18 protein-coding genes and 1 tRNA gene are annotated in these 21,425 nt (G+C 57.1%); 17 read left to right on the forward strand and 2 right to left on the reverse strand.

Going from position 1 to position 21,425, the window contains the following annotated elements:
- Nucleotides 1–57: 57 nt before the first annotated feature.
- The 15 genes from J3T93_RS07755 to J3T93_RS07825 all read left to right on the forward strand — a co-directional run bounded on the left by J3T93_RS07755 (nt 58) and on the right by J3T93_RS07825 (nt 16,361).
- Nucleotides 58–723 (forward strand): ComEA family DNA-binding protein, encoded by a 666-nt coding sequence (locus J3T93_RS07755; RefSeq protein WP_267400063.1) that lies wholly within the window; start codon nt 58–60, stop codon nt 721–723.
- A gap of 425 nt (nt 724–1,148) precedes the next feature.
- On the forward strand, nt 1,149–2,633 hold the full coding sequence (locus J3T93_RS07760) for a ComEC/Rec2 family competence protein (RefSeq protein WP_267431185.1): 1,485 nt from the start codon (nt 1,149–1,151) through the stop codon (nt 2,631–2,633).
- A gap of 28 nt (nt 2,634–2,661) precedes the next feature.
- A complete protein-coding gene (gene holA / locus J3T93_RS07765; protein ID WP_267431186.1) occupies nt 2,662–3,639 on the forward strand; it encodes a DNA polymerase III subunit delta in 978 nt (325 codons plus the stop codon).
- On the forward strand, nt 3,636–4,220 hold the full coding sequence (tsaE, locus tag J3T93_RS07770) for a tRNA (adenosine(37)-N6)-threonylcarbamoyltransferase complex ATPase subunit type 1 TsaE (protein WP_267431188.1): 585 nt from the start codon (nt 3,636–3,638) through the stop codon (nt 4,218–4,220). Before holA ends, tsaE begins: the two co-directional genes overlap by 4 nt.
- A complete protein-coding gene (gene tsaB, locus J3T93_RS07775) occupies nt 4,217–5,005 on the forward strand; it encodes a tRNA (adenosine(37)-N6)-threonylcarbamoyltransferase complex dimerization subunit type 1 TsaB (RefSeq protein ID WP_267431190.1) in 789 nt (262 codons plus the stop codon). Before tsaE ends, tsaB begins: the two co-directional genes overlap by 4 nt.
- Nucleotides 5,002–5,514: a ribosomal protein S18-alanine N-acetyltransferase gene (rimI, locus tag J3T93_RS07780; RefSeq protein WP_267431192.1), complete on the forward strand. Its 513-nt coding sequence runs from the start codon at nt 5,002–5,004 to the stop codon at nt 5,512–5,514. The genes tsaB and rimI overlap by 4 nt, the downstream gene beginning before the upstream one ends.
- On the forward strand, nt 5,507–6,550 hold the full coding sequence (gene tsaD / locus J3T93_RS07785) for a tRNA (adenosine(37)-N6)-threonylcarbamoyltransferase complex transferase subunit TsaD (RefSeq protein WP_267431193.1): 1,044 nt from the start codon (nt 5,507–5,509) through the stop codon (nt 6,548–6,550). Before rimI ends, tsaD begins: the two co-directional genes overlap by 8 nt.
- Nucleotides 6,551–6,628: 78 nt before the next feature.
- A tRNA-Asn gene (locus J3T93_RS07790) sits at nt 6,629–6,701 on the forward strand.
- A 489-nt stretch (nt 6,702–7,190) separates the two neighbouring features.
- Nucleotides 7,191–8,726 carry an alpha-N-arabinofuranosidase gene (locus J3T93_RS07795; protein ID WP_267431194.1) on the forward strand — a complete coding sequence of 512 codons (1,536 nt, stop codon included), beginning with the start codon at nt 7,191–7,193 and terminating at the stop codon, nt 8,724–8,726.
- Between the two features lie 56 nt (nt 8,727–8,782).
- Nucleotides 8,783–10,153, forward strand: coding sequence for an ABC transporter substrate-binding protein (locus J3T93_RS07800; protein ID WP_267431195.1), 1,371 nt, complete (start codon nt 8,783–8,785; stop codon nt 10,151–10,153).
- Nucleotides 10,154–10,214: 61 nt separating this feature from the next.
- Nucleotides 10,215–11,141, forward strand: coding sequence for a carbohydrate ABC transporter permease (locus tag J3T93_RS07805; RefSeq protein ID WP_267400053.1), 927 nt, complete (start codon nt 10,215–10,217; stop codon nt 11,139–11,141).
- Nucleotide 11,142: 1 nt separating this feature from the next.
- A complete protein-coding gene (locus J3T93_RS07810) occupies nt 11,143–12,042 on the forward strand; it encodes a carbohydrate ABC transporter permease (protein WP_267431196.1) in 900 nt (299 codons plus the stop codon).
- Between the two features lie 153 nt (nt 12,043–12,195).
- Nucleotides 12,196–13,275 (forward strand): LacI family DNA-binding transcriptional regulator, encoded by a 1,080-nt coding sequence (locus J3T93_RS07815; protein WP_324123870.1) that lies wholly within the window; start codon nt 12,196–12,198, stop codon nt 13,273–13,275.
- 774 nt (nt 13,276–14,049) lie between these two features.
- On the forward strand, nt 14,050–14,415 hold the full coding sequence (locus J3T93_RS07820; RefSeq protein ID WP_267431198.1) for a M23 family metallopeptidase: 366 nt from the start codon (nt 14,050–14,052) through the stop codon (nt 14,413–14,415).
- A 119-nt stretch (nt 14,416–14,534) separates the two neighbouring features.
- A complete protein-coding gene (locus J3T93_RS07825) occupies nt 14,535–16,361 on the forward strand; it encodes an AMP-dependent synthetase/ligase (protein WP_267431226.1) in 1,827 nt (608 codons plus the stop codon).
- Here J3T93_RS07825 and J3T93_RS07830 read toward each other — a convergent pair.
- Together J3T93_RS07830 and J3T93_RS07835 are read right to left on the reverse strand one after the other, a co-directional pair.
- Nucleotides 16,331–17,914, reverse strand: coding sequence for a hypothetical protein (locus tag J3T93_RS07830; protein WP_267431201.1), 1,584 nt, complete (start codon nt 17,912–17,914; stop codon nt 16,331–16,333). The genes J3T93_RS07825 and J3T93_RS07830 overlap by 31 nt on opposite strands.
- 207 nt (nt 17,915–18,121) lie before the next feature.
- A complete protein-coding gene (locus J3T93_RS07835; protein WP_267400042.1) occupies nt 18,122–19,381 on the reverse strand; it encodes an NADP-dependent isocitrate dehydrogenase in 1,260 nt (419 codons plus the stop codon).
- 163 nt (nt 19,382–19,544) lie between these two features.
- Between J3T93_RS07835 and J3T93_RS07840 the strand changes: the two genes are divergently transcribed.
- Both J3T93_RS07840 and J3T93_RS07845 read left to right on the forward strand, forming a co-directional pair.
- On the forward strand, nt 19,545–20,669 hold the full coding sequence (locus J3T93_RS07840; RefSeq protein WP_267431202.1) for a GuaB3 family IMP dehydrogenase-related protein: 1,125 nt from the start codon (nt 19,545–19,547) through the stop codon (nt 20,667–20,669).
- Between the two features lie 199 nt (nt 20,670–20,868).
- On the forward strand, nt 20,869–21,423 hold the full coding sequence (locus J3T93_RS07845) for a hypothetical protein (protein ID WP_034524942.1): 555 nt from the start codon (nt 20,869–20,871) through the stop codon (nt 21,421–21,423).
- Nucleotides 21,424–21,425: the final 2 nt, after the last annotated feature.

The following is a 21,425-nucleotide window of genomic DNA, read 5'->3' on the forward strand; positions in this document are numbered from 1 at the left end:
CGACCACATAGCCTCCCGACCTCATATCGGGGGGCTTTTTCATGTCAGGCTGGGTCCATGAGCATCAACATCACCCAGCCGCCGGCGCCGCCTCTGCAGGCTCTGGCTCTGAATCAATCCGCCAGGTCAAGGGGGTCGGCCGAAGATATGGCCGAATCCCAGACTCGGCGTGATCGGCCTGTCTGGTCGTTTACGCCGCTTCAGGCCTTGATAGCCATTCTTATTTTGGTGGTTGCCCTTGCGATCAGTCTGACCCTGCTGGCCCAGCAGGAACGGGCGCTGGCCGCAGGAGTGGCAGTCGACGGGTCCGGGGGCAAGTCATCGGTCCTGGCAAAGGGCGATGCCAACGGTGCTGCACACCGAAGCAAGCATGTTTCAGGAAGCGATGGTAGACGGAACACCCATGGTGACGAAGGCAGCGGGCATACCGAATCGGCCTCGGATTCCGCTCAACATGGTGAAGGGGCAGGCAATGCCTCTGCTGCTCCGGCCTCCAGTGCCTCCGCGGGAACAGCGGATCAGACCGGACGGGTGAATCTCAATAGTGCCAGTCAAAAGGATCTGGAGAATGTCAAGGGGATCGGTCCGGTCACGGCAGCAAAAATACTGGAGCATCGGCGTGCTCTCGGCGGTCGTTACGCCTCGGTCGATCAGCTTCTGGATGTTCCCGGCATCGGTGCCAAGACACTGGCCCGATTACGCCCATATCTGGTGGCGCAATGATGGTCTGCCGGGCAGAAGATCGTCTTGCTGCTGATCGAGACAATGGCAATCGCAATCTTCGCATGCTTCCCGCTGCTTGTCTGGCCTGGGCTATCGCCCTGCTGGTCCCATGGCTTCTGGGCCGGAGCGTGGGCGGATCCGTGGCCGGAACATCCAAGAGCGGCGACTGGTCCAAGACGGCAGGGGAGTCCAGAGGCGGCATGGGTATGTCGGTCTGGTTGATGCCGCTTGTCTTGGCGCTTCCATTGCTGATAGCCATGGTCCTGCTTGCCTTCAAACTCGTTTGCTTGCTTGTTGCAGGGGACGCTGATTGCAAGGGTCAGGTATCGCGCCCACCCTATCGCCCATGCCGGCGGATCCGGCTGCACCAAGTTTGTCAGTCTCCGTGTATTTCCACCTGGCTTGGTCCTCGGAAGCTGCCGACATTGGCTGTCTTGGCTGCTGTGGCTCTGACTGTGGCATTGGCCGCCGCAGTCGGTCATGAGTCAGTGCGCAGCGGGCCGGCAGCTCGGCAGATTCGTCAGGGAAAAGCGCTGGCTGAGGTTCGTGGCTGGGCTGTGGACCCCATGAGTGCATCCTCTCGGCGAGGCTGGGACTGTCAGGCGGAGGTCAGGCTGGCATGGGTTACTGTGGCCGGGGTGCGCATGCCTTCCGATGAACGGATCATCCTCTTCGCCCGAAGCCGGTCATGCCTGCTGCAACAGGGCGGGCAGTATCGTGCGCGAGGCCTCTTGGAGCCCTCTGCTTACGGCCGTCCTATTCCCTGGCTGGCTGTGGAAGACGGGGCGAAAGAGGTCGAGCCGCCAGGCCCCTGTAGACGATTGATCGCCCGTATGCAAAGGGCCTTTCTCGAGCAGACCAGCAGACTGGACGATCAGGGACGGATCCTGGTGCCGGGTTTGACCATGGGCATTCTGGGCAATCAGGCCCTGCCCGGGTCGGATGGCTCCCTGGGCAGGCCGGCAGTGGAGCCTGCCTATGCCACCCGTCTGACCCAGGACTTCCGGACATCGGGCATCCTGCACCTGATGGCGGTCTCTGGCGGGCACTTCATGATTCTGGCCTCGCTGTTGGTCAGGATTATGCGAGCCCTGCGCTCGCCGCCTTTGCTGATGGCCTTGGTTTTGTCTACCGCCTATCTGGGTTTGGGTATGCTGATGGTCCCAGGTGATTCAGTTCTGCGAGCTCAGGCCATGGGGCTTCTTTCGGCCTTGGCTCTGGCTGCCTGCCGGCCTGCCCAGTCATTGAACACGCTGTCCTGGTGTGTCCTGCTGGTGCTGATCCTGCGACCTTCCATGGCTGCAAGCTTCGGCTTCGCACTCTCCTGTGGAGCCGTGCTGGGCATCGGCCTGGGTAACCGGCGGTTGGCGGCCCTCCTTGAAGATCATCTACCGACATTTTTGGCACGTCCATTGGCCACGACCCTGTGCGCCCAGGCCGGAACCCTGCCCGTGCAGGTGTTGATGTGTCCCGGGTTGCCTCTACTGGCTCCACTGGCCAACCTGCTGGTCACTCCTGTGGTCGACGCTGCAACAGTGACTGGCCTGCTGGCTCTGCTCACCTCCTGGCTCTGGCCTCCAGTGGGTCTGTTCCTGGCCCGACTGACCTCCCTGGGTACCGGAGTCATGGCTTTTGCCGCCAGGTGGCTGGGCGAAGCGGCTGCTCCGGCGGCCTGGCCACCGGGACCGGTCGGTAGCGCCTGCCTGGTTGGTCTGGGTCTCATGGCCGTGATCGATCATCGGCTGATTCGATTCATCCGTGCTCGTGGGCTCGATCACTCATGGCCGGCTGTGACAGGGGTGAATTCCGGGGTTCCCTTCCGGCCGTCGGCTTGGGTGTCAATCAAGGGCTGGCTACAGCAGACCTATGGCCTTCTAGCCCAACTGGTCTTCAAAGATGACCGAGGGTAATGTCCAGCGATGAAGGGAGATTTGAGTCATGACCGAAGCTCAGCAGGAGAACCCTTCCGTCCATCTGGTGGTCGGCGGCGATCCCTTCCTCAACGCTCAGCGTTTCAAGGAGCTGTGCGCGCAGGCGTGTGCCGCTCATCCGGACAGCGAATACATTGAGTTGGACGCGGCGGACTGCGACGCTTACGCCTTTCAGGAGGGGGTCGGACCCTCCCTGCTCAGTCAGACGGCTGTGGTTTGTCTGGATGATCTGCAGGCGGCTGATGAAGCCCTGAGCCAGGCCTTGATTGATTTCTGCCGCGAGAGCGCAGGGGACGAATCCAGTATCGTCATCGCACGTCATGACGGGGGCAACCGGGGCCGCAGGCTCCTGGACCAAATGACACGGGTCGGAGCTGTCACGGAGCGGATGCCGGATCTGAAGAAGTTCGACGACAAGGTCGACTTCGTCTATGGGCGTTTCAAAGCCCATCAGCGCCGTATCCAGCCACGGGCTGCCCAGCGCTTGGTGGATGTTCTGGGCGAGCGCACTCCGGAACTGGCTGCCATGTGCTCCCAGCTCTGCTTCGATTTTGCCCAGGATCCCATGACCTTGGAGATCGTCAACTGTTATCTGACCGACAACCCGGCTGTATCCGGATTCGCGGTGGCGGACAGGGCCCTTGCTGGCAGGCCGGCCCAGGCCGTCGTCGCTCTGCGTACGGCTCTGGAGCAGGGCAACGAACCAGTCTCCTTGATTGGCGTACTGGCCCTGAAGCTGCGGACGCTAGCCAAGGAGGCGGCCATCGAGTCGGGATCCATTACCACAGCTGAGGCCAAGGCCGCCTACTGGCAGTTGCGGGAGGCCAAGAGACAGCTGCATGGATGGACCTCCTCCGGCCTGGCGGCCTGCATCGAGGCCTTGGCCCAGGCTGATGAGATCAGCAAGACCAGCAGCGGCGACGCCCGCTATGCTCTGGAACGGGCAGTGGAGCTGATCGCCGCCAAGGGAAGGACAATGGCATGAGCCAGCAGGATGGATTGGAACTGGCGGTGCCTACAGGCGAGGACATGCAACGCCTGGGCAGAAACCTGGCCTCGTGTCTGCAAGGCGGGGACGTGATCCTCCTGTCCGGGCCTCTGGGGGCGGGTAAGACCACCCTGGCCCAGGGGCTGGGCCACGGACTTGGAGTAGACGGCCCTGTGGTTTCGCCCACGTTCACCATCGCAAGGGAGCTGCATGGCCGCCTGTCAGACGGCTCGCCGGTTACCCTGATCCACGTGGATGCCTACCGGCTGGGTGGACAGGGCTATCTGCCTGGCGAGGATGCCGTGGATCGGCTCCTGGACGAGCTGGAGTCCCTTGGTCTGGATGAGGAATTGGAAGACCCGGGCCAAAGGACCATCATTCTGATGGAATGGGGCGAGCAGATGGCCTCTGCTCTGGCCGATCAACGTCTGGAAGTGAGCATCGCCCGACCCGTGGGTCCCCGGGAAGATCCTGAGGCGCCACCCAGCTCCCAGGGTCAGCGTATGGTACGTCTGCGTGGAGTGGGTCCGTCTTGGGCCAATAGAATGGATCAGCTGAGAAAGGCGATGACGGCATGAGCGGGACCGACACGTCCCTTTTGGTGATCGATACCTCATATGGCTCGACTGTGGGGCTGCCGGGGTGGGAGCCGTGCATCGAGACCGACTCGCGCTCGCACGTAGAACGCCTCCAGGTCAATATCGCCAAGGTCATGGATCAGGCTGGGCTGTCTGCAGACGATCTGCGGACCATCGTGGTGGGACTGGGGCCTGCACCCTTCACCGGTCTGCGGGCAGGCATCGTCACCGCCAAAGCCTTGGCGTTTGCCACGGGTGCCCGTCTGCTGGGACAGGACATCCTGGAGCCGCAGGCCCGCTATGCCTACAGCCGGTTCAAGCGGCAGGGTCAGGACCATTCACGGCTTCTGGTCCTGGCTGTCAACGATGCACGTCGGCGGCAGCTCTACTACCGTCTTTTTGACGACTTCGATGGCGCGGAGGCCCCGGCCCAGCCGCTGACCGACATGAGTATCGACTATCCAACGGTGATCTGTGAGAAGATCGCGGCCATTGTGGAAGAGCGGGAGTCTGTGGACCAGGGTCCTGTCACTCTGGTCATTAGCGGTCATGGAGCCGGCCGCTATGCCGACCAATGGGAGCGTCTGGATAAGCATTCCGATATACGGGTGGTGCTGGATGAAGGATCCTTCCTGGCGGATCGGACACGGGGGACAGGCCTGATGGCTGCTTGCGCTAGCAGACGTGCCCAGCATGGGCTGATCGACCCGGTGGAGCCCCTCTATCTTCGCCGACCTGACGTCTCCGTGCCCAATCCGCTTAAGCACGTGGCAATCCAATCATGATTCGCAGGGCGGTCTTTAAGGACCTGGACCGGCTGGTCGATCTGGAGTCGCGCGTCTTCGGTGACCAGGCCTGGAGCCGGCAGGAGCTGCGGTTCGAGTTGTCTGCGCCTTCACGCACCTACTTGGTCTGGGAAGACCAGGGTGCCATCCTGGGCTACGGAGGTTATTGGTCAGGCGAAAGGGATGCCGAGCTGATGATCCTCGGGGTCTTGCCGGAAGCCCGGCATCGGGGTATTGCAGGATCTCTGCTGGCCAGGATAATTACGGGAGCCGATCGCGAGGGTCTGCAACGCATGAATCTGAAGGTCCGCGTAGATAACCCTGTGGCCATTGACCTCTACAAGAACTTTGGCTTCTCACAGGCCGGTCTATGCAAGGGTTACTATCAGCCTGAAGACGTGGATGCCTGGGCTATGACCAGACCTTTGAGCTCGATTGGACCGGGACCGGTGGGTTTTGTCAGCAACAAGCCTTCGGAAGGACAGGAAAGGATCATTGACCATGAGTGAGCCACTGGTGCTTGGCATCGAATCCACCTGCGACGAGACCGCTGCCGCCCTGGTTCAGGGCAACCGGCTGCTGTCCAACGTGGTGGCATCCTCCATGAACGAGCATGCCCGCTATGGTGGCGTCATCCCCGAGATCGCCTCGCGGGCACATGCTGAGTCCTTTGTGCCGGTCGTCTCCAAGGCCCTGAAGGATGCGGATATGGACCTGTCCCAAGTGGATGCCATAGCGGTCTCGGCTGGTCCTGGATTGGCTGGATGCCTGGCTGTAGGCGTTTCCGGTGCCAAGGCGTTGGCTTGGGCGGCGAAGAAGCCCTTGTATGGCATCAACCATGTCATCGGACACATAGCGGTCACCCAGCTCCAATTCGGACCCTTCCCTCGGAATGCCCTGGCCCTGATAGTCTCCGGCGGTCACACCTCGTTGCTGCATGTGGATGATCTGGCGCGATCGGTCCAGGTGGTGGGCACCACCCTGGACGACGCGGCAGGGGAGTGCTTCGACAAGATCGCACGCCTGCTTGGCTTCCCCTATCCGGGCGGCCCCCACATCGACCGCCATGCCCGTCTGGGCGACCCCCACGCCATCGCCGTGCCCCAGGGATTGACCAAGGGCCGGGCCGGGGCCGAGCATCCTTATGACTTCAGCTTTTCGGGGGTCAAGACCGCCGTGGCTCGATGGGTCGAACGCAGACAGCAGGCCGGGCTCGACATTCCCGTGGACGATGTCTGTGCCTCCCTGGCTGATTCCGTGGCCACCGTCCTGTCCCGCAAGGCTATGGCCGCATGCCACAGGTTCGACACGGATACTCTGATTGTCGGCGGCGGGTTTTCGGCCAACTCGCAGCTGCGTGGCAAGCTTCAGGAATTCGGCGAGCAGGAGGGCATCAAGGTCCGCATTCCCAAGATCAACCTGTGCACGGACAATGGTGCCATGGTGGCCATGCTGGGCGTCAATCTGGTCCAGGCCGGACTGTCCCCCTCCGCTCCTGACTTCTCCATCGATTCGGCCATGCCCATGGACAGGATTCTCATGTAATCGACACGCCAAGTTGTCGGATGCGAGGGTCCTGACTATAGTATGGTAATTGTGTTCAGCGAGAGTTGAACGGGATATTCCCGCATAGCTCAGTTGGCAGAGCGTTCGACTGTTAATCGAAATGTCGCTGGTTCAAGCCCAGCTGCGGGAGCTCTCAACCGCCGGTTCCCCGGCGGTTTTTTTTTTTTATGTGAGCCATATTGGTTTGGTTCTAGCTGCAATGAACTGGCCTGTCATTGCAATGGGCTAGCTTATTGTTTTCTACTTAGTGACTGATGGGAAATTGTCAAGGCTCTGCCTCTCTGCGTGTTTCCTTTAACCCAATGTGTAGATAGTCGGCTTTGAGATTTACCTATAGATATAGCAGTCAAAAGACCCAACAGACCCTTAGGCATCGTGTTGCATCGGATGGCGTGTCGCGTGTATTCTCAGGCGAATTAGAACAACGTTGTATGTCTTGTTGGTTCTGCACTTTCTTTTTGTTGTATAGTGTATTTAGTGATGTGCAGGGTTGCACTGAGAAAAGCGAGGCAAAGAAATGATTCTTCTGCATATTTCGTAGTAAAACAACGTTGTACTCAAAAGAGAGAACCCTGCACTGTTGATGGACATAAAAGGCAGGGGAAAGGAGACCAGATCCATGGAAGAACGGCAACAATCAAAGCCTGGAAAAGCGCATCTGATTCTGGACACGCAGACAAGGTCCATCCCCATCAATGAACGCGTTTTCGGCTCGTTTGTTGAGCATTTGGGTCGTGGTATCTATACAGGCATCTACGAACCAGATCATCCGACTGCAAACAAGGCGGGATTTAGACAGGACGTCATTGATTTGGTAAAGGAGCTTGGCGTCACTGCTATCCGCTATCCCGGCGGGAACTTTGTATCCGGCTATCGCTGGGAGGATGGTGTCGGGCCGCGCTCTGAACGTCCAAAGCGCATCGATCTGGCCTGGCATTCGGGCGAAAGCAATGAATTCGGTCTTCATGAGATGGCGGATTGGCTGGATGAATTGGGCGGCAACGAACTCATGGAAGCTGTCAATCTCGGTACACGGGGTATTCAAGAGGCCCTTGATCTACTTGAATACGCCAATATTCCTTCTGGTACGGCTTTGTCTGACATGCGCCGACGCAATGGTCGTGAGCAGCCGTTCGGAATTCGAATGTGGTGCTTAGGCAATGAGATGGATGGTACTTGGCAGATCGGTCACAAGACCGCCCATGAATACGCCAGACTGGTCACTCAGACTGCAACGGCGATGCGTATGGTCGACCCCGATCTAGAGTTGGTGGCCTGCGGCTCTTCTTCGCACAGCATGCCTACTTTCGGTGAATGGGAACGTACTGTACTGGAGGAAGCCTACGATCAGATTAATTTCATTTCCTGCCACGCGTATTATGAACCGCACAATCGCGATATGGCCAGCTTCTTGGCTTCCGGTGTCGATATGGATGGGTTCATCAGCGATGTGGCATCAGTCATAGCGGCGGTTCGTGGCAGACTCAAGAGTAAGCACAAGGTCTATATATCTTTCGATGAATGGAATGTCTGGTATCAGGATGCAGAGCCGAGTAAGCCTCCAGTAGGTATAGGTAACTGGCCTCAGGGTTCGAGACTTCTGGAAGATATCTATTCGGTTGCTGACGCAGTGGTGTTTGGCGATCTGCTCATCACCCTGCTCAGAAATGCTGATGTCGTGCATTCCGCCAGCCTGGCTCAATTGGTCAATGTCATTGCTCCAATCATGACAGAACCTGGTGGTCCTGCTTGGAGACAAACCATTTTCTTCCCGTTTGCTCTGATTGCCAAATATGCCAAGGGTGGCAGTGTGCTGCCCTCTCAGGAAGATGCCGACAGATGCGAAACCAGCCAATATGGCGATGTGCCGATGACGGACTCTGTTGTGGTAAGAGGAGCCGATGGCTCGCTGACTGTTTTCGTTGTCAACCGCAGCCTTGATCGGAGTGTAGAGTATCGTTCCGATCTTTCCGGACTCTACAGAACTGGCAAAGTGGTTGTTCGGAGCCTCCATGACGAAGATATTGCTGCTCGTAATACGCTTGAGGATCCAGAGCGTGTCAGTTTGCAGACGCGTAAGGACTTTACCTTTGAGAACGGCAAATTGAGTATCATGCTTCCTCCGGTTTCGTGGACGGCTATCCACATAGATTGATAATTACAAATTGTTGGTTTCCACATATATTCAAAGGAGAAATAATGAGGAGAACTGTGAGAATCATTGCAGCGGCACTCTCGGGAGTCTTAGCAATTTCCATGGCTGCCTGTGGCGGCGGTGGAGGCGCCAAGAGTGAAAGTCAGGCTGAGCACAGTGATAAAACTGCGAATGCCAATGCACAATGCCAGAACAAGGTTAAAAAGCCGAATGCGGAAAAGGTCACCGTGTGGGCCTGGTATCCAGCCATTCAGAAAGTAGTCGATGAGTACAACGAGAACCATGATGACATCCAGGTGTGCTGGACGAACGCTGGTCAGGGAAGTCCTGAATACACCAAATTCAATAATGCTATAAAAGCCAAGTCCGGCGGTCCTGACATCATCCAGCTTGAGTATGAAGCGATGCCGCAATTCGTCGCGGGGGCTCAGAAGCATCTGGTTGACCTTAGCAAGTACGGAATGAATGATCACAAGCAGGAGTACACGGAAGGCGCCTGGAAGAGCGTCAGCATGGGCGGCGGCAACTCCGTTTATGGCGTTCCTGTCGATCTTGGTCCTTTCGTCATGTACGTGCGTCAGGACATCTTCGATAAATACCATGTCAAGGTTCCAACCACTTGGAAGGAATTCGAGCAGGCAGGCAAGGAACTTAAAGCTGCCGGCTTCGACGGGTTCCTGAGCGATTGGGCTCCTAACGGCACCGCTGTCAATCCTGCGCTCTTTGCTCAGGCGGGAGAGAAAGTCTACAAGTATTCGTCAAAGATGCCTGACAAGGTAGGCATTAAGTTGGATACCCCAGGTGTGCAGAAGGTTCTAGAGTACTGGCAGAACCTGGTCAAGGAAGGCCTGGTCGACACGACGGACGCCAATACGACTGACTGGAACAACAATATGATTTCCGGCAAGTATGCTGCCTATGTTCAGGCTTCCTGGCTGACTGGTTACATCAAGGGCTTGGACAATTCTTCAAGCGGCAATTTCAGGATCTATAAGGCACCGGTTTGGGATGACTCCACGCCTCAGGTCAACCAGGGAGGATCCGCTTGGGCTGTAACTGATCAAGCAAAAGACACCAAAGCAGCGGCCAGCGTTGCTCACGATCTGTTCGATTCAGATACAGCACAGCATATCGGTGTCACCGATGGTGCATTGTTCCCATCTTGGAAGAAGCAGCTCGCATCGGACGCTTTCAAGAACATGCAAGAGCCATTTTTGGGCAACCAAAAGCCTAATGAAGTCACCATTCCAGTGGCTAATGCTTGGAAAGGTGACGAGTTCCTGCCCTTCCAGACTTATGCCTATGACGAACAGACCAAGTCCTTCTCTGCAATTGTCAAGAAAGGTAATGATTGCAAGGAGACCCTGAAAGCTCTGGAAACCAAGCTGAACAATTATGCCAAGCAGCAAGGTTTCACTATAGAGTGACTGCTCATTTTAATTGGAGGGATGTCGTGATCGGTATCCCTCCTTTTTAGGAGGTTCTGAAATGGCTTCGAACGCAATAGTTAAGCCGAGAAAGACGAAAGCCAATGTCGGCAGCAGTCGTAGAGCAATGTGGGGATGGTTCTTCACGGCTCCTTTTGGGGTCATCTTTCTGCTGTTTCTTGTGATACCGCTTGCTTACGCATTCTATGTATCGTTGTTTACTTATACTCAAGTCAAAGGGGAGTCCTTCTCGGGGTTCGCCAATTATCAGCGCGTTTTTACTGACTCGATATTTCTGGTCGGCATGGGGCGCGTCATTCTCTACACCGTCGTCATGGTTCCGATCCAATTGGGTCTGGCCCTGATATTCGCTCTGCTCCTGGACTCTTTTAAAAACAAGTTTGCCTCGGTCTCTCGCCTGGTTATTTTCCTGCCCTATGCAATTCCTGGTGTTATCGGTGCCTTGATGTGGGGATTTATGTACTCCAAGAATATGGGTCCGTTCACTACAATATTTGGGCTGTTTGGAATGCAGACTCCCGGTTTCCTCACCGCCAACGGCATCTTCGGTTCATTGGTCAATGTCGTGACTTGGCAATGGACGGGGTACTACATGGTGATTTTGTATTCGGCCTTGCAGTCCATTCCGCATGAACTCTACGAGTCAGCCAGAATAGATGGGGCTTCAGAACTGAAGATTGCTACAAGAATCAAGGTGCCGATGGTGTCAGGATCATTGGTCATGGTGACCATCTTCTCCCTTATCGGAACTCTGCAGTTCTATACAGAACCCACCATTTTGCGCAATCAGGCGCCAACGGTCATACCGCCCGAGTATACGCCCAATATGTATGCGCAAGCTCTCGCTTTCAACTACAACCAGACCAACTACTCTGCCACGGTTTCGTTTGCTCTGGGATTGGTCGTGGTGATATTCAGCGTTTTGTTCATGAGACTGACTCGTCATCAGTCTGGATTGGAGGACTGACATGTCAGCCACAAGAACAAGTGGTACTCGCAGAAGTGTCAAGCGCATCCAGGGTAATACCAGCGTTTTCGTGTATGTAGTACTGATATTGGCCATGGTCTATTTCCTCCTGCCTGTATGGTGGTTGATTGTTGCCTCCACAAAGTCGAATTCGGGATTGTTCTTCGGCGCCCACGGCTCTATGTGGTTCGATAAGGATTTCGACCTGTGGAAGAACATCGGTCAACTTACGACCTATCAGGATGGCATTTACTGGCGCTGGATTTTCAACTCCTTCCTTTACGCTCTTGTAGGAGGATTTGGTGCCACAGTAGTGGCGGTTATGGCCGGGTATGGTTTTTCCAAGTTCAGATTCCGTGGACGAAATCTATATTTCAACATTGTTCTCGGCGCTTTGATGATTCCTTCGACGGCCTTGGTGATACCCACGTTCCTGCTGATGTCTGACATCGGTATGACCAACACCATTTGGGCTGTGCTTTTGCCATCTCTGCTTAATCCAATGGGTGTTTACTTGATGAGAATTTACTGCATGCAATCCCTACCCGATGAGATGATCGAGGCGGCTCGAGTTGATGGGGCAGGTGAGTTGAGAACTTTCACACAAGTTTCTCTGCCAATTATGACCCCAGCAATTACTACAGTCTTTCTGCTTTCCGTGGTCGGTGCTTGGAACAACTTCTTCCTGCCTCAGGTTGTTCTCACTAATCCAAAGTTGTTCCCGATTACGGTCGGGCTGACCCAATGGCAGACAAAATCCCAGGCCGGAGCAGCATCAGAACAGGTCTGGAATCTGGTGACTTCAGGAGCCTTCATCTCAATTATCCCCATGGTCTTGGCTTTCCTCTTCCTGCAAAGGTACTGGGTAGGAGGATTGACGGCCGGATCTGTTAAATCATGATTCAAGGAAGGACCTGGTATTTAGGCTGTATGTTCTTTGTTGAGATAAACTGAAAACAGAATTGTTGTTACATATTCCGAATTCGCATAAGTCCACTATGTGGAGTTGCGCGAATTCGGAATATATGTAATTACCGATTGGTAAGGGGCTCTATTGACAACCAGAGTGACTATCAAGGATGTAGCCAGGCATTCTGGTGTTTCCATCAAAACAGTGTCCAATGTTATCAACGGTACTGGCAGTATGCGTGATTCCACCAGACAACGCGTGCAGAACTCTATTCGTGAACTTGGATACATGGTCAATGTATCGGCCCGTTCATTAAAAACGGGTGCCACCAAGCTCATAGGTCTGGGAATTTTTGATTTTTCGCAGCCATTCGCCCCTTATTTGGCAGATAAAGTCATAGACATATCACGAAAACACGGTTATGGAACAGTGATTAGCACTTACGGGTCGGACAGATCAGGTCTGCCTGTCATCATGGACGAAATTACAAAGCTGTCAGCAGATGGGTGGCTGCTTTTTTCGGACCAACCTTTAAAGAACGAAGGCATCATCCTTGATCAGCCCTATCCGATTGTTCTAGCCGGTGACTACAACTCCTATGATCGTGTTGACTGGGTGACTATGCCTAATACGAGAGCCATTCGGTATGTCACAGGCAGGTTGCTCGATATGGGATGTCGTCATATAGCAGTCTTCGGTGCACCGGAAAAGCCAAAGACGCGCAATGAATACATGTGCGCTACCGAAGGCCTGCAAGAACTGAGAATTAGGGGATATATCGAGGCCTTCGAAGAGCGGGGGCTATCGGTGGATTGGCAGATGCTTCTGCCCAAGGATTGGATGGAAGGAGTTAGCGGCGTACAGGCTGTGACACAAATGTTGTCCAAAGGTATACGCCCGGATGCGATTATTTGCCTGACTGATGCCATGGCGCTGGGTGCCTTGCATGGTTTGCAGAACGAGGGAATTCGCATTCCCGAAGATGTTCAAGTCGTGGGATTCGACGATGTACCGGAGTCGTCCTACTCGACTCCATCACTGACTACCATCGATCCATACCTAAATGATTACGTTGAGCATGCTATTGATATGTTGATTGAGCGCATTAATGGGTACAAGGGCAAATCTAGGACTTTTGTGACTGATTTCCGACTCGTTGAGAGAGATTCAACCCTGGCTTTCCCCACAGAAAAACATACTAAAGCAATATCCGCAACAAACTAGGCAGAAGCGGCTTGACCTTTAATTATGGTTCAACAATTGCAAGAAATGTGATTGTTTGTTGAAGTAATTTCTGATGAATTCGTTTTGGGCCTGGTCGTCTGTGAGCTTTGCTGATTCTAGTTCTCCAACTTTTTAATAGCTTGGCACTAGTTTCTTATTCGCATATTTACATTAGACGAGATATATGTAAGAACCCATCTGCATTCAATAGCAGTTAGTGTAACCTTTACCTAATTATGTTAGAAGGTTTCTCAGTTTACAAAGTATAAGTTCGGTCAACACTTTTGACGAGTCTTTTCCTCATTCCTTGCGCTCTTGTAGGAACAATTACCATTAGGTTTTCGCCGGACGAGCTGTGGAAGACTACATATTTGACCACATGCCTCTTTCTGGTTCACATGGCTTTGGCATCCAGTCCATCATGATGGTGGGCGCCCAATCGGGTACCCACGATGACGGAATGAAGGTGCGACTATGGCCTGTGCGCGTGACCATAAGAACAAGGGTATCCGGAGGGTTACCGGCCGGATGCCTGACATGCCTTCCGGCTGTCGGCCCCCCTGGTTTCCCAGGACCCTGCTGGCACTGACGCTGGCACTGGTCCTGTCGACCGCGGGGCCTACGGCAACCGTCGCGTCTCAGCCTGCGCCGACCCTGCCTTCGGCTGCAGCTCCGGCGCAGAATGGTCGAGTTACCTCATCGACCTCAGCCTGTCGCCGGGGCTGGCTGTGGCCCCTTGAACCTTTGCCTGGTGATAAGGCCGACCCAGAGATTATGCGTCCCTTCGATCCTCCGGATCATCCATGGCTGAGCGGTCATCGCGGGATCGATCTGGCAGTGCAACAAGGCAGGCACATCCGGGCCCCGGCAGATGGTGTCATCAATTTTGTCGGTTCTGTAGCAGGCAAGGACGTGGTCTCCATTCGTCACGGCAAACTGACCTCCACCTATGAGCCGGCGAAGAGCTCATTGCCGGAGGGAACCCGGCTGCAGGCCGGCACAGTCTGGGGAGAAGTAGAGGGGGTCTCTGACCACTGTGATCAAGATTGTCTGCACTGGGGGCTGAAAGATGGTCATGATCACTATCTGGATCCAGGCGCTAAAGTCGGACGGCACCGCATTCGTCTCAAGCCTCTATAGGAGTGCGCGGTCCGCCTGCGAGACTCGCGCGTCTGCAGACCAGGTATATCGCCGGCCCGGGGGAGCGGTTAGAATCGTAAAGCATAACGCCGTTTCAGCAGGGAGTGGTCATGCAGAACATGCAGGAAGAATTTACGCGTCCGCTTGAGAAGCCCATAGACGCCGATGCCGGTGTCTTCTCCCTGCTTGAGGACAGGGTGGAGCGCCTGGGTGACGATCCTTTGATCGAATACCGGAGCGGACGCGAGTGGAGCACGATAACGGCCCGTGAGTTTCGCGACCGTGTGATCGCGCTGGCCAAAGGGCTTATGGCCCGGGGGGTAGGCCGGGGAGATTCGGTGGCTATCGTCTCGCACACCCGATGGGAATGGACTGCCCTGGACATGGCCATCCTGTCCATCGGAGCCGTGACGGTGCCGGTCTACGAGACCGACTCTCCCGATCAGATTCGGCGCATCTTCAACGATTCCCATGTCGGCATGGCCTTTCTGGAGGATGACGACATGAGGGCCCGAGTGGATGCGGTTCGCTCCCAGTGTGCCTATCTGAACGACTTGTATGTGATTACCAGGGGAGCGCTGACCACCATGACCGCCTATGGGCGGGCGGTGGACCAGGCAGACTTCCAAGCCCGTGCCGACTCGGTGCAGGGTTCCGACTTGGCCACCATCGTCTATACCTCAGGCTCCACGGGTAAGCCCAAGGGTATAGAACTCAGCCATAGCAACATCGTCTTCACTGTCCGTTCAGGTACTCAGGCAGTCCCTGACATCTGCCTGGGTGAGGGCAAGCGGCTTCTGCTCTGCCTGCCCCTGGCCCACGCTTTCGCCCGCTGCCTGCAGTTCTTCGCCATTGCCACGGATCTCACCCTGGGGCTTACCGGGTCCATCCGCAATCTGTTGCAGGACATGCAGACCTTCAAGCCCACTTTCATCCTGGCTGTGCCGCGAATCTTCGAGAAGATTTACAACGCTGCCTCCCAGCGGGCCGGAACAGGCGCCAGGGGCAGGATTTTCCTGGATGCTGCAGGAGTGGCCAGGCAGTGGTCTCGTCATCAGCAGACCGGAAGCCGGGTTCCCATGTCGCTGAAGACCAAGCATCTCATGTACACAGGCACCGTTTACGACCCCATCCTGGAGGCCTTGGGCGGCCGGGTCCGGTATGCCATTTCGGGCGGAGCTCCCTTGGACAGGGACATTGCGGACTTCTTCAACGGCATAGGTTTGCCTCTGCTGGAGGGCTACGGTATGACCGAGACCATGGGTCCAGTGACGGTCAACCCCACCGAAGGCTACAGACTGGGCACCATCGGCTTGCCCATGCCCGGCATCACCGTGGGCATCGACCAGGAGGGCCAGCTGTGTGTCAAGGGCCCCGATGTCTGCATGGGCTACCATAACCATCCGGAAATCACCACCAGGCAGATTCGCGACGGTTGGCTGCTGACCGGTGATCTGGGCAGTCTGGACGAAGACGGGTTCGTTCGGTTGACCGGTCGGCGCAAGGAGATCATCATCACTGCAGGGGGTAAGAACATCTCGCCTTCGCTGCTGGAAACAGCCGTTGAGCGTTCGCCCATCATCAGCCATTGCATGGTCATCGGAGACCGCAGGCCTTTCATTTCGGCCCTGATCACCCTCAATCTCGAGGAGGTCAACAAGTGGTTGCGGGACCAGGGCGCTGAACCCTTGGACGATGCCGCTTCGGCTGGGGAGAACCCTATCATCCGCACGGAGATCGATCGTGCGGTAGATGCGGCCAATGCGCAGGTCTCCCGGGCCGAGGGAATCCGCCGCTATCTAGTTCTGGACCAGGACTTCACTCGTGAAAATGGACTGCTCACCGCATCATACAAGCCCCGTCGCCAGGAGGTTCTCAAGCGGTATGAAGACCACATCGAGCAGAAGATCTATGCTCAGAGACCTGCGTCGGCTGGCTTGATGTAGCCTGTATCAATCAGAGCCGCCTTGAGGTTGGAGGCCGAAACCGCAACCAAGGGTCTTGACAGGCGGCGCTGTTGCTTGCCGTCCTGGTTGACGGTGTGGATCGTATCCATGGCTGGCACCTTGCCCTGGCTGTTGAGCCCGACACAGGCCTTGGCCATATCAGCCGCAAGACCCAGTCTGTCCTCCAGACCAGTCATCCACTGCCGTCCGTCCACGATTTGAGGGATGTTGTCCACATAGGCGCCGTATCCACTGATGACGGGCCAGGCAGCGTGGTCGTCCGAGGGCGTGGAATCCTGAGTCCTGCCCGTGGTCTGTGAAGGATCAGCCTGCGACGCCGTCGGATTCTGGGCTGCAGGGCTCTGAGCTGGCTTGGGCACGCGCTGCCGGTGCAGATCCTGATGACCGACCATGGATCCCACAATGCCTGATATTGAGATCTCCGGGTTGACGTCCGCCGAAGAACCCCGATAACCCAGATCTCCGAGCTCAGAGACCACGCCGGAAACAATGAAGTCGTTCATGGCCAGAATGCCGTCCACCTCGATATGGGTCTTGGCATCATCGTTTGTGGCCAGGCGGGTCGCCAGCTCTTTGCCCGTAGCCGAAGCGTCCTTGCCTGGATCAAAGGCGATCGCCTGCCAGTCCTTCTCGGTGCTGTCTGTCTTCAGGAGCCCAGAGGGGCTGATAGCCCGTCCATCCTTGAAGTAGGGCCCCAACACCTGCCAGATTCCTGCGAAAGCCTGGGCGGGGAAGGAATTCTGCTCAGCCTGGACGGTTTCAACACCCTTGTCAGCAGGGGATGCATCAGATGATGCGTCAGCTGTCCGGTTCGGCAGCAGAATTTCGATGCGGCAGGGGTTGTCCTTGCTGGCCTTGTCCAGTTCCAGTTTGCTGGCCAGCTTGTCCGCCTGCATCTGACCGATGGCCCGTGCATCAGATAATTGCACGAACAGATCCGGTTGGATGCCCGGCACCTGGTTGGCCAGCAGGACCACATGCATGCCCGCGCCCGCAGCAAGACGCAGAGAAGAGACCAGACGTGCGCGCGCCTTGTCTTTGGCATCGGCATCCAATGACTGGCTGATATAGTCGCCATACTGGCGGGTAATGGAATCTGGCGAGGTCATGGGTGCCACCACCAGTGTGGTCGGCTCTGAAGTCTTCCCGGCCTTGCGCTCCGAAAGGCGGTTGACCAGGTAATCCTGCAGCTCCTTGCTTTGATCCTCCAGGTTCCCGCTGGTGTAGGCATCGATGTGTTTATTGGGAAGATGCTCCTTGGCCAGTGCTGCCTTGAGCTCAGGAACCAGCGCGGCCCACTTGTTGATGGGCGTGTGCTGGGAGAGGGTGATGCCGTCGGAGGGAGTGAAAATAGCCACCCGACCGGGGACCTCAGCGGCCGCAGTAGCCCCTTGGCTCTGTGGGGCGCTCGGAGACTGTTGTGCACTGCCCAAGGCCGGACCACCGCAAGCACCAGCCGATGCCACCATGACCAAACTCGCCAGCAGGGCCAGCAAGCCGGACAAATGCCGTGCAAAGCCGGTCTTCTTCACGTTCGCTCCTTCGTTCCGACAGAGCCCGACTCTGGCCGGGTCCCGAGCAACCATTCTATGGGCTCTCGGGCAGGAGCGTATGAAAGGCCGATGTTTCGCGTAGACGGTCCTCGCCGGTGGAACTGATAGTGAAGGCTGTTCTGCGGAGAGTAACCGCCTGCAATAACCGTCTGCAATGGCAAGAAGAGGGTGCTGGTGTCTTATCTGCTAGTCTGCCTTGGCCGCCTTGCGTTCGGTGGCTTCTGCAGCACCTGAAGACATACGCTCGGCAAGAGCATGGTCCAAGGCGTCCATGAACCCTTCGGTGTCCAGCCAAGGCTGATCAGGACCCACCAGGCTGGCAAGATCCTTGGTCATGCGACCGGAGCGTACGGTCTCGATGACCACGGATTCCAGTGTTTGCGCGAACTCGGCCACCTTGGGGGTGTCATCCAGCCGCGCCCGCTGCTTGAGCCCGCCGGTCCAGGCGAAAATGGAGGCGATTGGGTTGGTGGAAGTGGTTTCCCCCTTGAGCCAGCGCCGGTAATGCCTGGTCACGGTCCCATGGGCGGCCTCGGCCTCTACGGTCTGTCCATCGGCCGTCATCAGCATGGAGGTCATGAGACCAAGGGATCCGAACCCCTGAGCAATTGCATCGGACTGGACGTCGCCGTCGTAGTTCTTGCAGGCCCAGACATAGCCGCCCTGCCATTTGAGCGAGGAGGCCACCATGTCGTCGATCAGCCGATGCTGGTAGGTCAGCCCCTCTTGTTCGAACCGACTCTGGTACTCCTGCTCGTAGACTTGGGCGAAAATGTCCTTGAACCGGCCGTCGTAGGCCTTGAGGATGGTGTTCTTGGTGCTCAGGTAGACCGGATAGTGCCTCTGCAGGGCGTAGTTGAAGCAGGAACGCGCGAAGTCGCGGATGGAGTCGTCCAGGTTGAACTGTACCTGTGCCACACCCGGACCTGGGTAGACGGTCACCTCTCGGGTCACCGGGTCGCTCCCGTCTTCAGGAGTGAAGACGACGCTGAGCTTTCCCGGCCCGGGCACAGTGAAATCAGTTGCCTGGTATTGGTCGCCGAAGGCATGGCGGGCCACCACGATGGGCTTGGACCATCCGGGAACCAGCCGGGGAATGTTGTCGATGACGATGGGCTCGCGGAAGATGGTTCCGCCAAGAATGTTGCGGATGGTACCGTTGGGCGACTTCCACATGCGCTTGAGACCGAATTCCTTTACCCGGGCCTCGTCCGGGGTAATGGTGGCGCACTTGACGCCCACGTGCTCGCGCTGAATGGCCTGTGCCGCCTGCACGGTGACCTTGTCGTCGGTGGCGTCCCTGTTGCGGATGCCCAGGTCGTAATAGTCCAGGTCCACGTCCAGGTAGGGCAGAATCAGCCGTTCCTTGATCATTTTCCAGATGACCCGGGTCATTTCGTCACCGTCGAGCTCGACGATACGTCCTTTCACGGCGATCTTGTCCATGGCGGCCTCCTATCGATCGGCGGGTCGGGGGCCGGATCCTGCTCCCGATGCCTCAGTTGCGCTCGCGAACTGTTTTATCCCAAGTTTGTTACCCTCTGTTCCCATGCTCGTAACCCGTTCGTAGCACGTCGGAGCGTCATTGTGAGGCGCTAGGCTGGCAGACATGACACAGGAAATCGAAATCGGTCTCGGCAAGAAGGCCACGGTGGCCTACATGCTCGATGATGTCTCCATACTCCCCTCAAGAAGGACCCGGGATCCCCAGGATGTCTCCACGGCCTGGCAGGTGGATGCCTACGAGTTCAACCTGCCACTTTTGGCAGCGCCCATGGATTCGGTCACCAGCCCGGAGACGGCCATCGCCCTGGGACGGATGGGCGGACTGGGCGTGCTGGACCTGGAGGGACTGTGGACCCGGTATGAGGATCCGCGTCCGCAGCTGGACCGGATAGCCCATGCTTCGCCGGAGCAGGCGACCGGGGTCATTCAGGAAGCCTACCGGGAGCCGGTCAAGGCGGAGCTGATCACCCGCCGTCTGCAGGAGATTCGCAAGGCCGGGGTCACGGTGGCCGGAGCCCTGTCCCCTCAGCGCGCCCAGGAGTTCTATGCCACGGTGGTCGATGCGGGCGTGGACCTCTTCGTGATCCGAGGAACAGCGGTCTCGGCCGAACACGTCTCCACCAGCCATGAGCCCCTGAATTTAAAGAAGTTCATCTATGACCTGGACGTTCCGGTCATCGTCGGCGGGGCCGCCACCTATCAGGCTGCCCTGCATCTGATGCGCACCGGAGCCGCCGGGGTGCTGGTCGGGTTCGGCGGGGGAGCGTCATCCACTGATTCCGCCACCGTCGGAATCCAAGCGCCTATGGCCACGGCCATCTCGGATGTGGCCGAGGCGCGTCGCGACTACCTGGACGAGTCGGGCGGACGTTACGTTCAGGTTATCGCTGATGGGGAGACCGGTACCTCGGGTTCCTTTGTCAAGGCCTTGGCCATGGGGGCCGACGCGGTCATGCTGGGCACGCCCTTAGCCAAGGCTACGGAGGCTCCCGGCCAGGGCATGCACTGGGGGGCCGAAGCTCATCATCCTGAACTGCCGAGGGGCCGCAGGGTCCAGGTCGGGCAGGTGGGCAGCCTGGAGCGCATACTCTTCGGTCCCAGCGATCGCACCGACGGCAGTCTGAATCTGATCGGGGCCCTGCGCCGGGCCATGGCTTCCACCGGTTATGTGGATGTCAAAAACTTCCAGAAGTGCCGTGTGGCAGTGACCCCCGCCCCCCGCTGCTGAGTAGAACAGGACATTCACGGTCCATTTATCCACAATCTGTCTAAAGGCCGGTCCAGGTTGACCACATTCCTGAACCGGCCTTTACAATCCCTCAGTGCATTCTTACTCTGGACGTATTCGCTGTCGTTGCGTCGGTTGCCCAGTGCACCTCGCCGGCATGGGAGGGAGAACAAGCACATAGTAGTGCGAGGGGAGAAGTATGACGGAGTATATGGATCTGGCACCGGTCTGGGACCAAGATCAAGCAACCGAGGAGTCGACAGGACAGGAGGTCGGCGGCTGGTGGCCGTCTACCTGTACGCAGGTCCCCTTGGGATTTGGCGACATCAACCTGACAGTGCGAACGGTCAACTTCATCCGGCCGGGGGATGCTGCCGGGCATGAGGGCCTGTCTGCGGATCTCAAGCGTATTCTTGTCAATCTGTGCGCCTTGGCATCCAGGGTCTTCGATGTGTTGCGGGGTCGTTTACCTATGAAGAGCCTGGATCGTGTGCTCAACCGCGTCTGCATGGAACGATTGGCCCTGCTGGCCCAGTTGCTACGGGATCGGCATCTGGGCATGGTCCGAACAGCGGACCACGCCGGCATGACTTATCTGCCGCTGATCCCTAAACTGGTTGAGATCTACCGTGTAGACCGTGACCGGTACGAAACCACCATCGGATTTCTGGTCGGTGAGCGCACTGTGCTGACCAACCTGATCGTCGCCAGAAGCGGTTCGCGCTGGGTCTGTGTGCGCTTCGACATGGGCTAGGC

The sequence above is a fragment of the Bifidobacterium sp. B4111 genome, from assembly GCF_026537235.1.
Classification (GTDB): domain Bacteria; phylum Actinomycetota; class Actinomycetes; order Actinomycetales; family Bifidobacteriaceae; genus Bombiscardovia.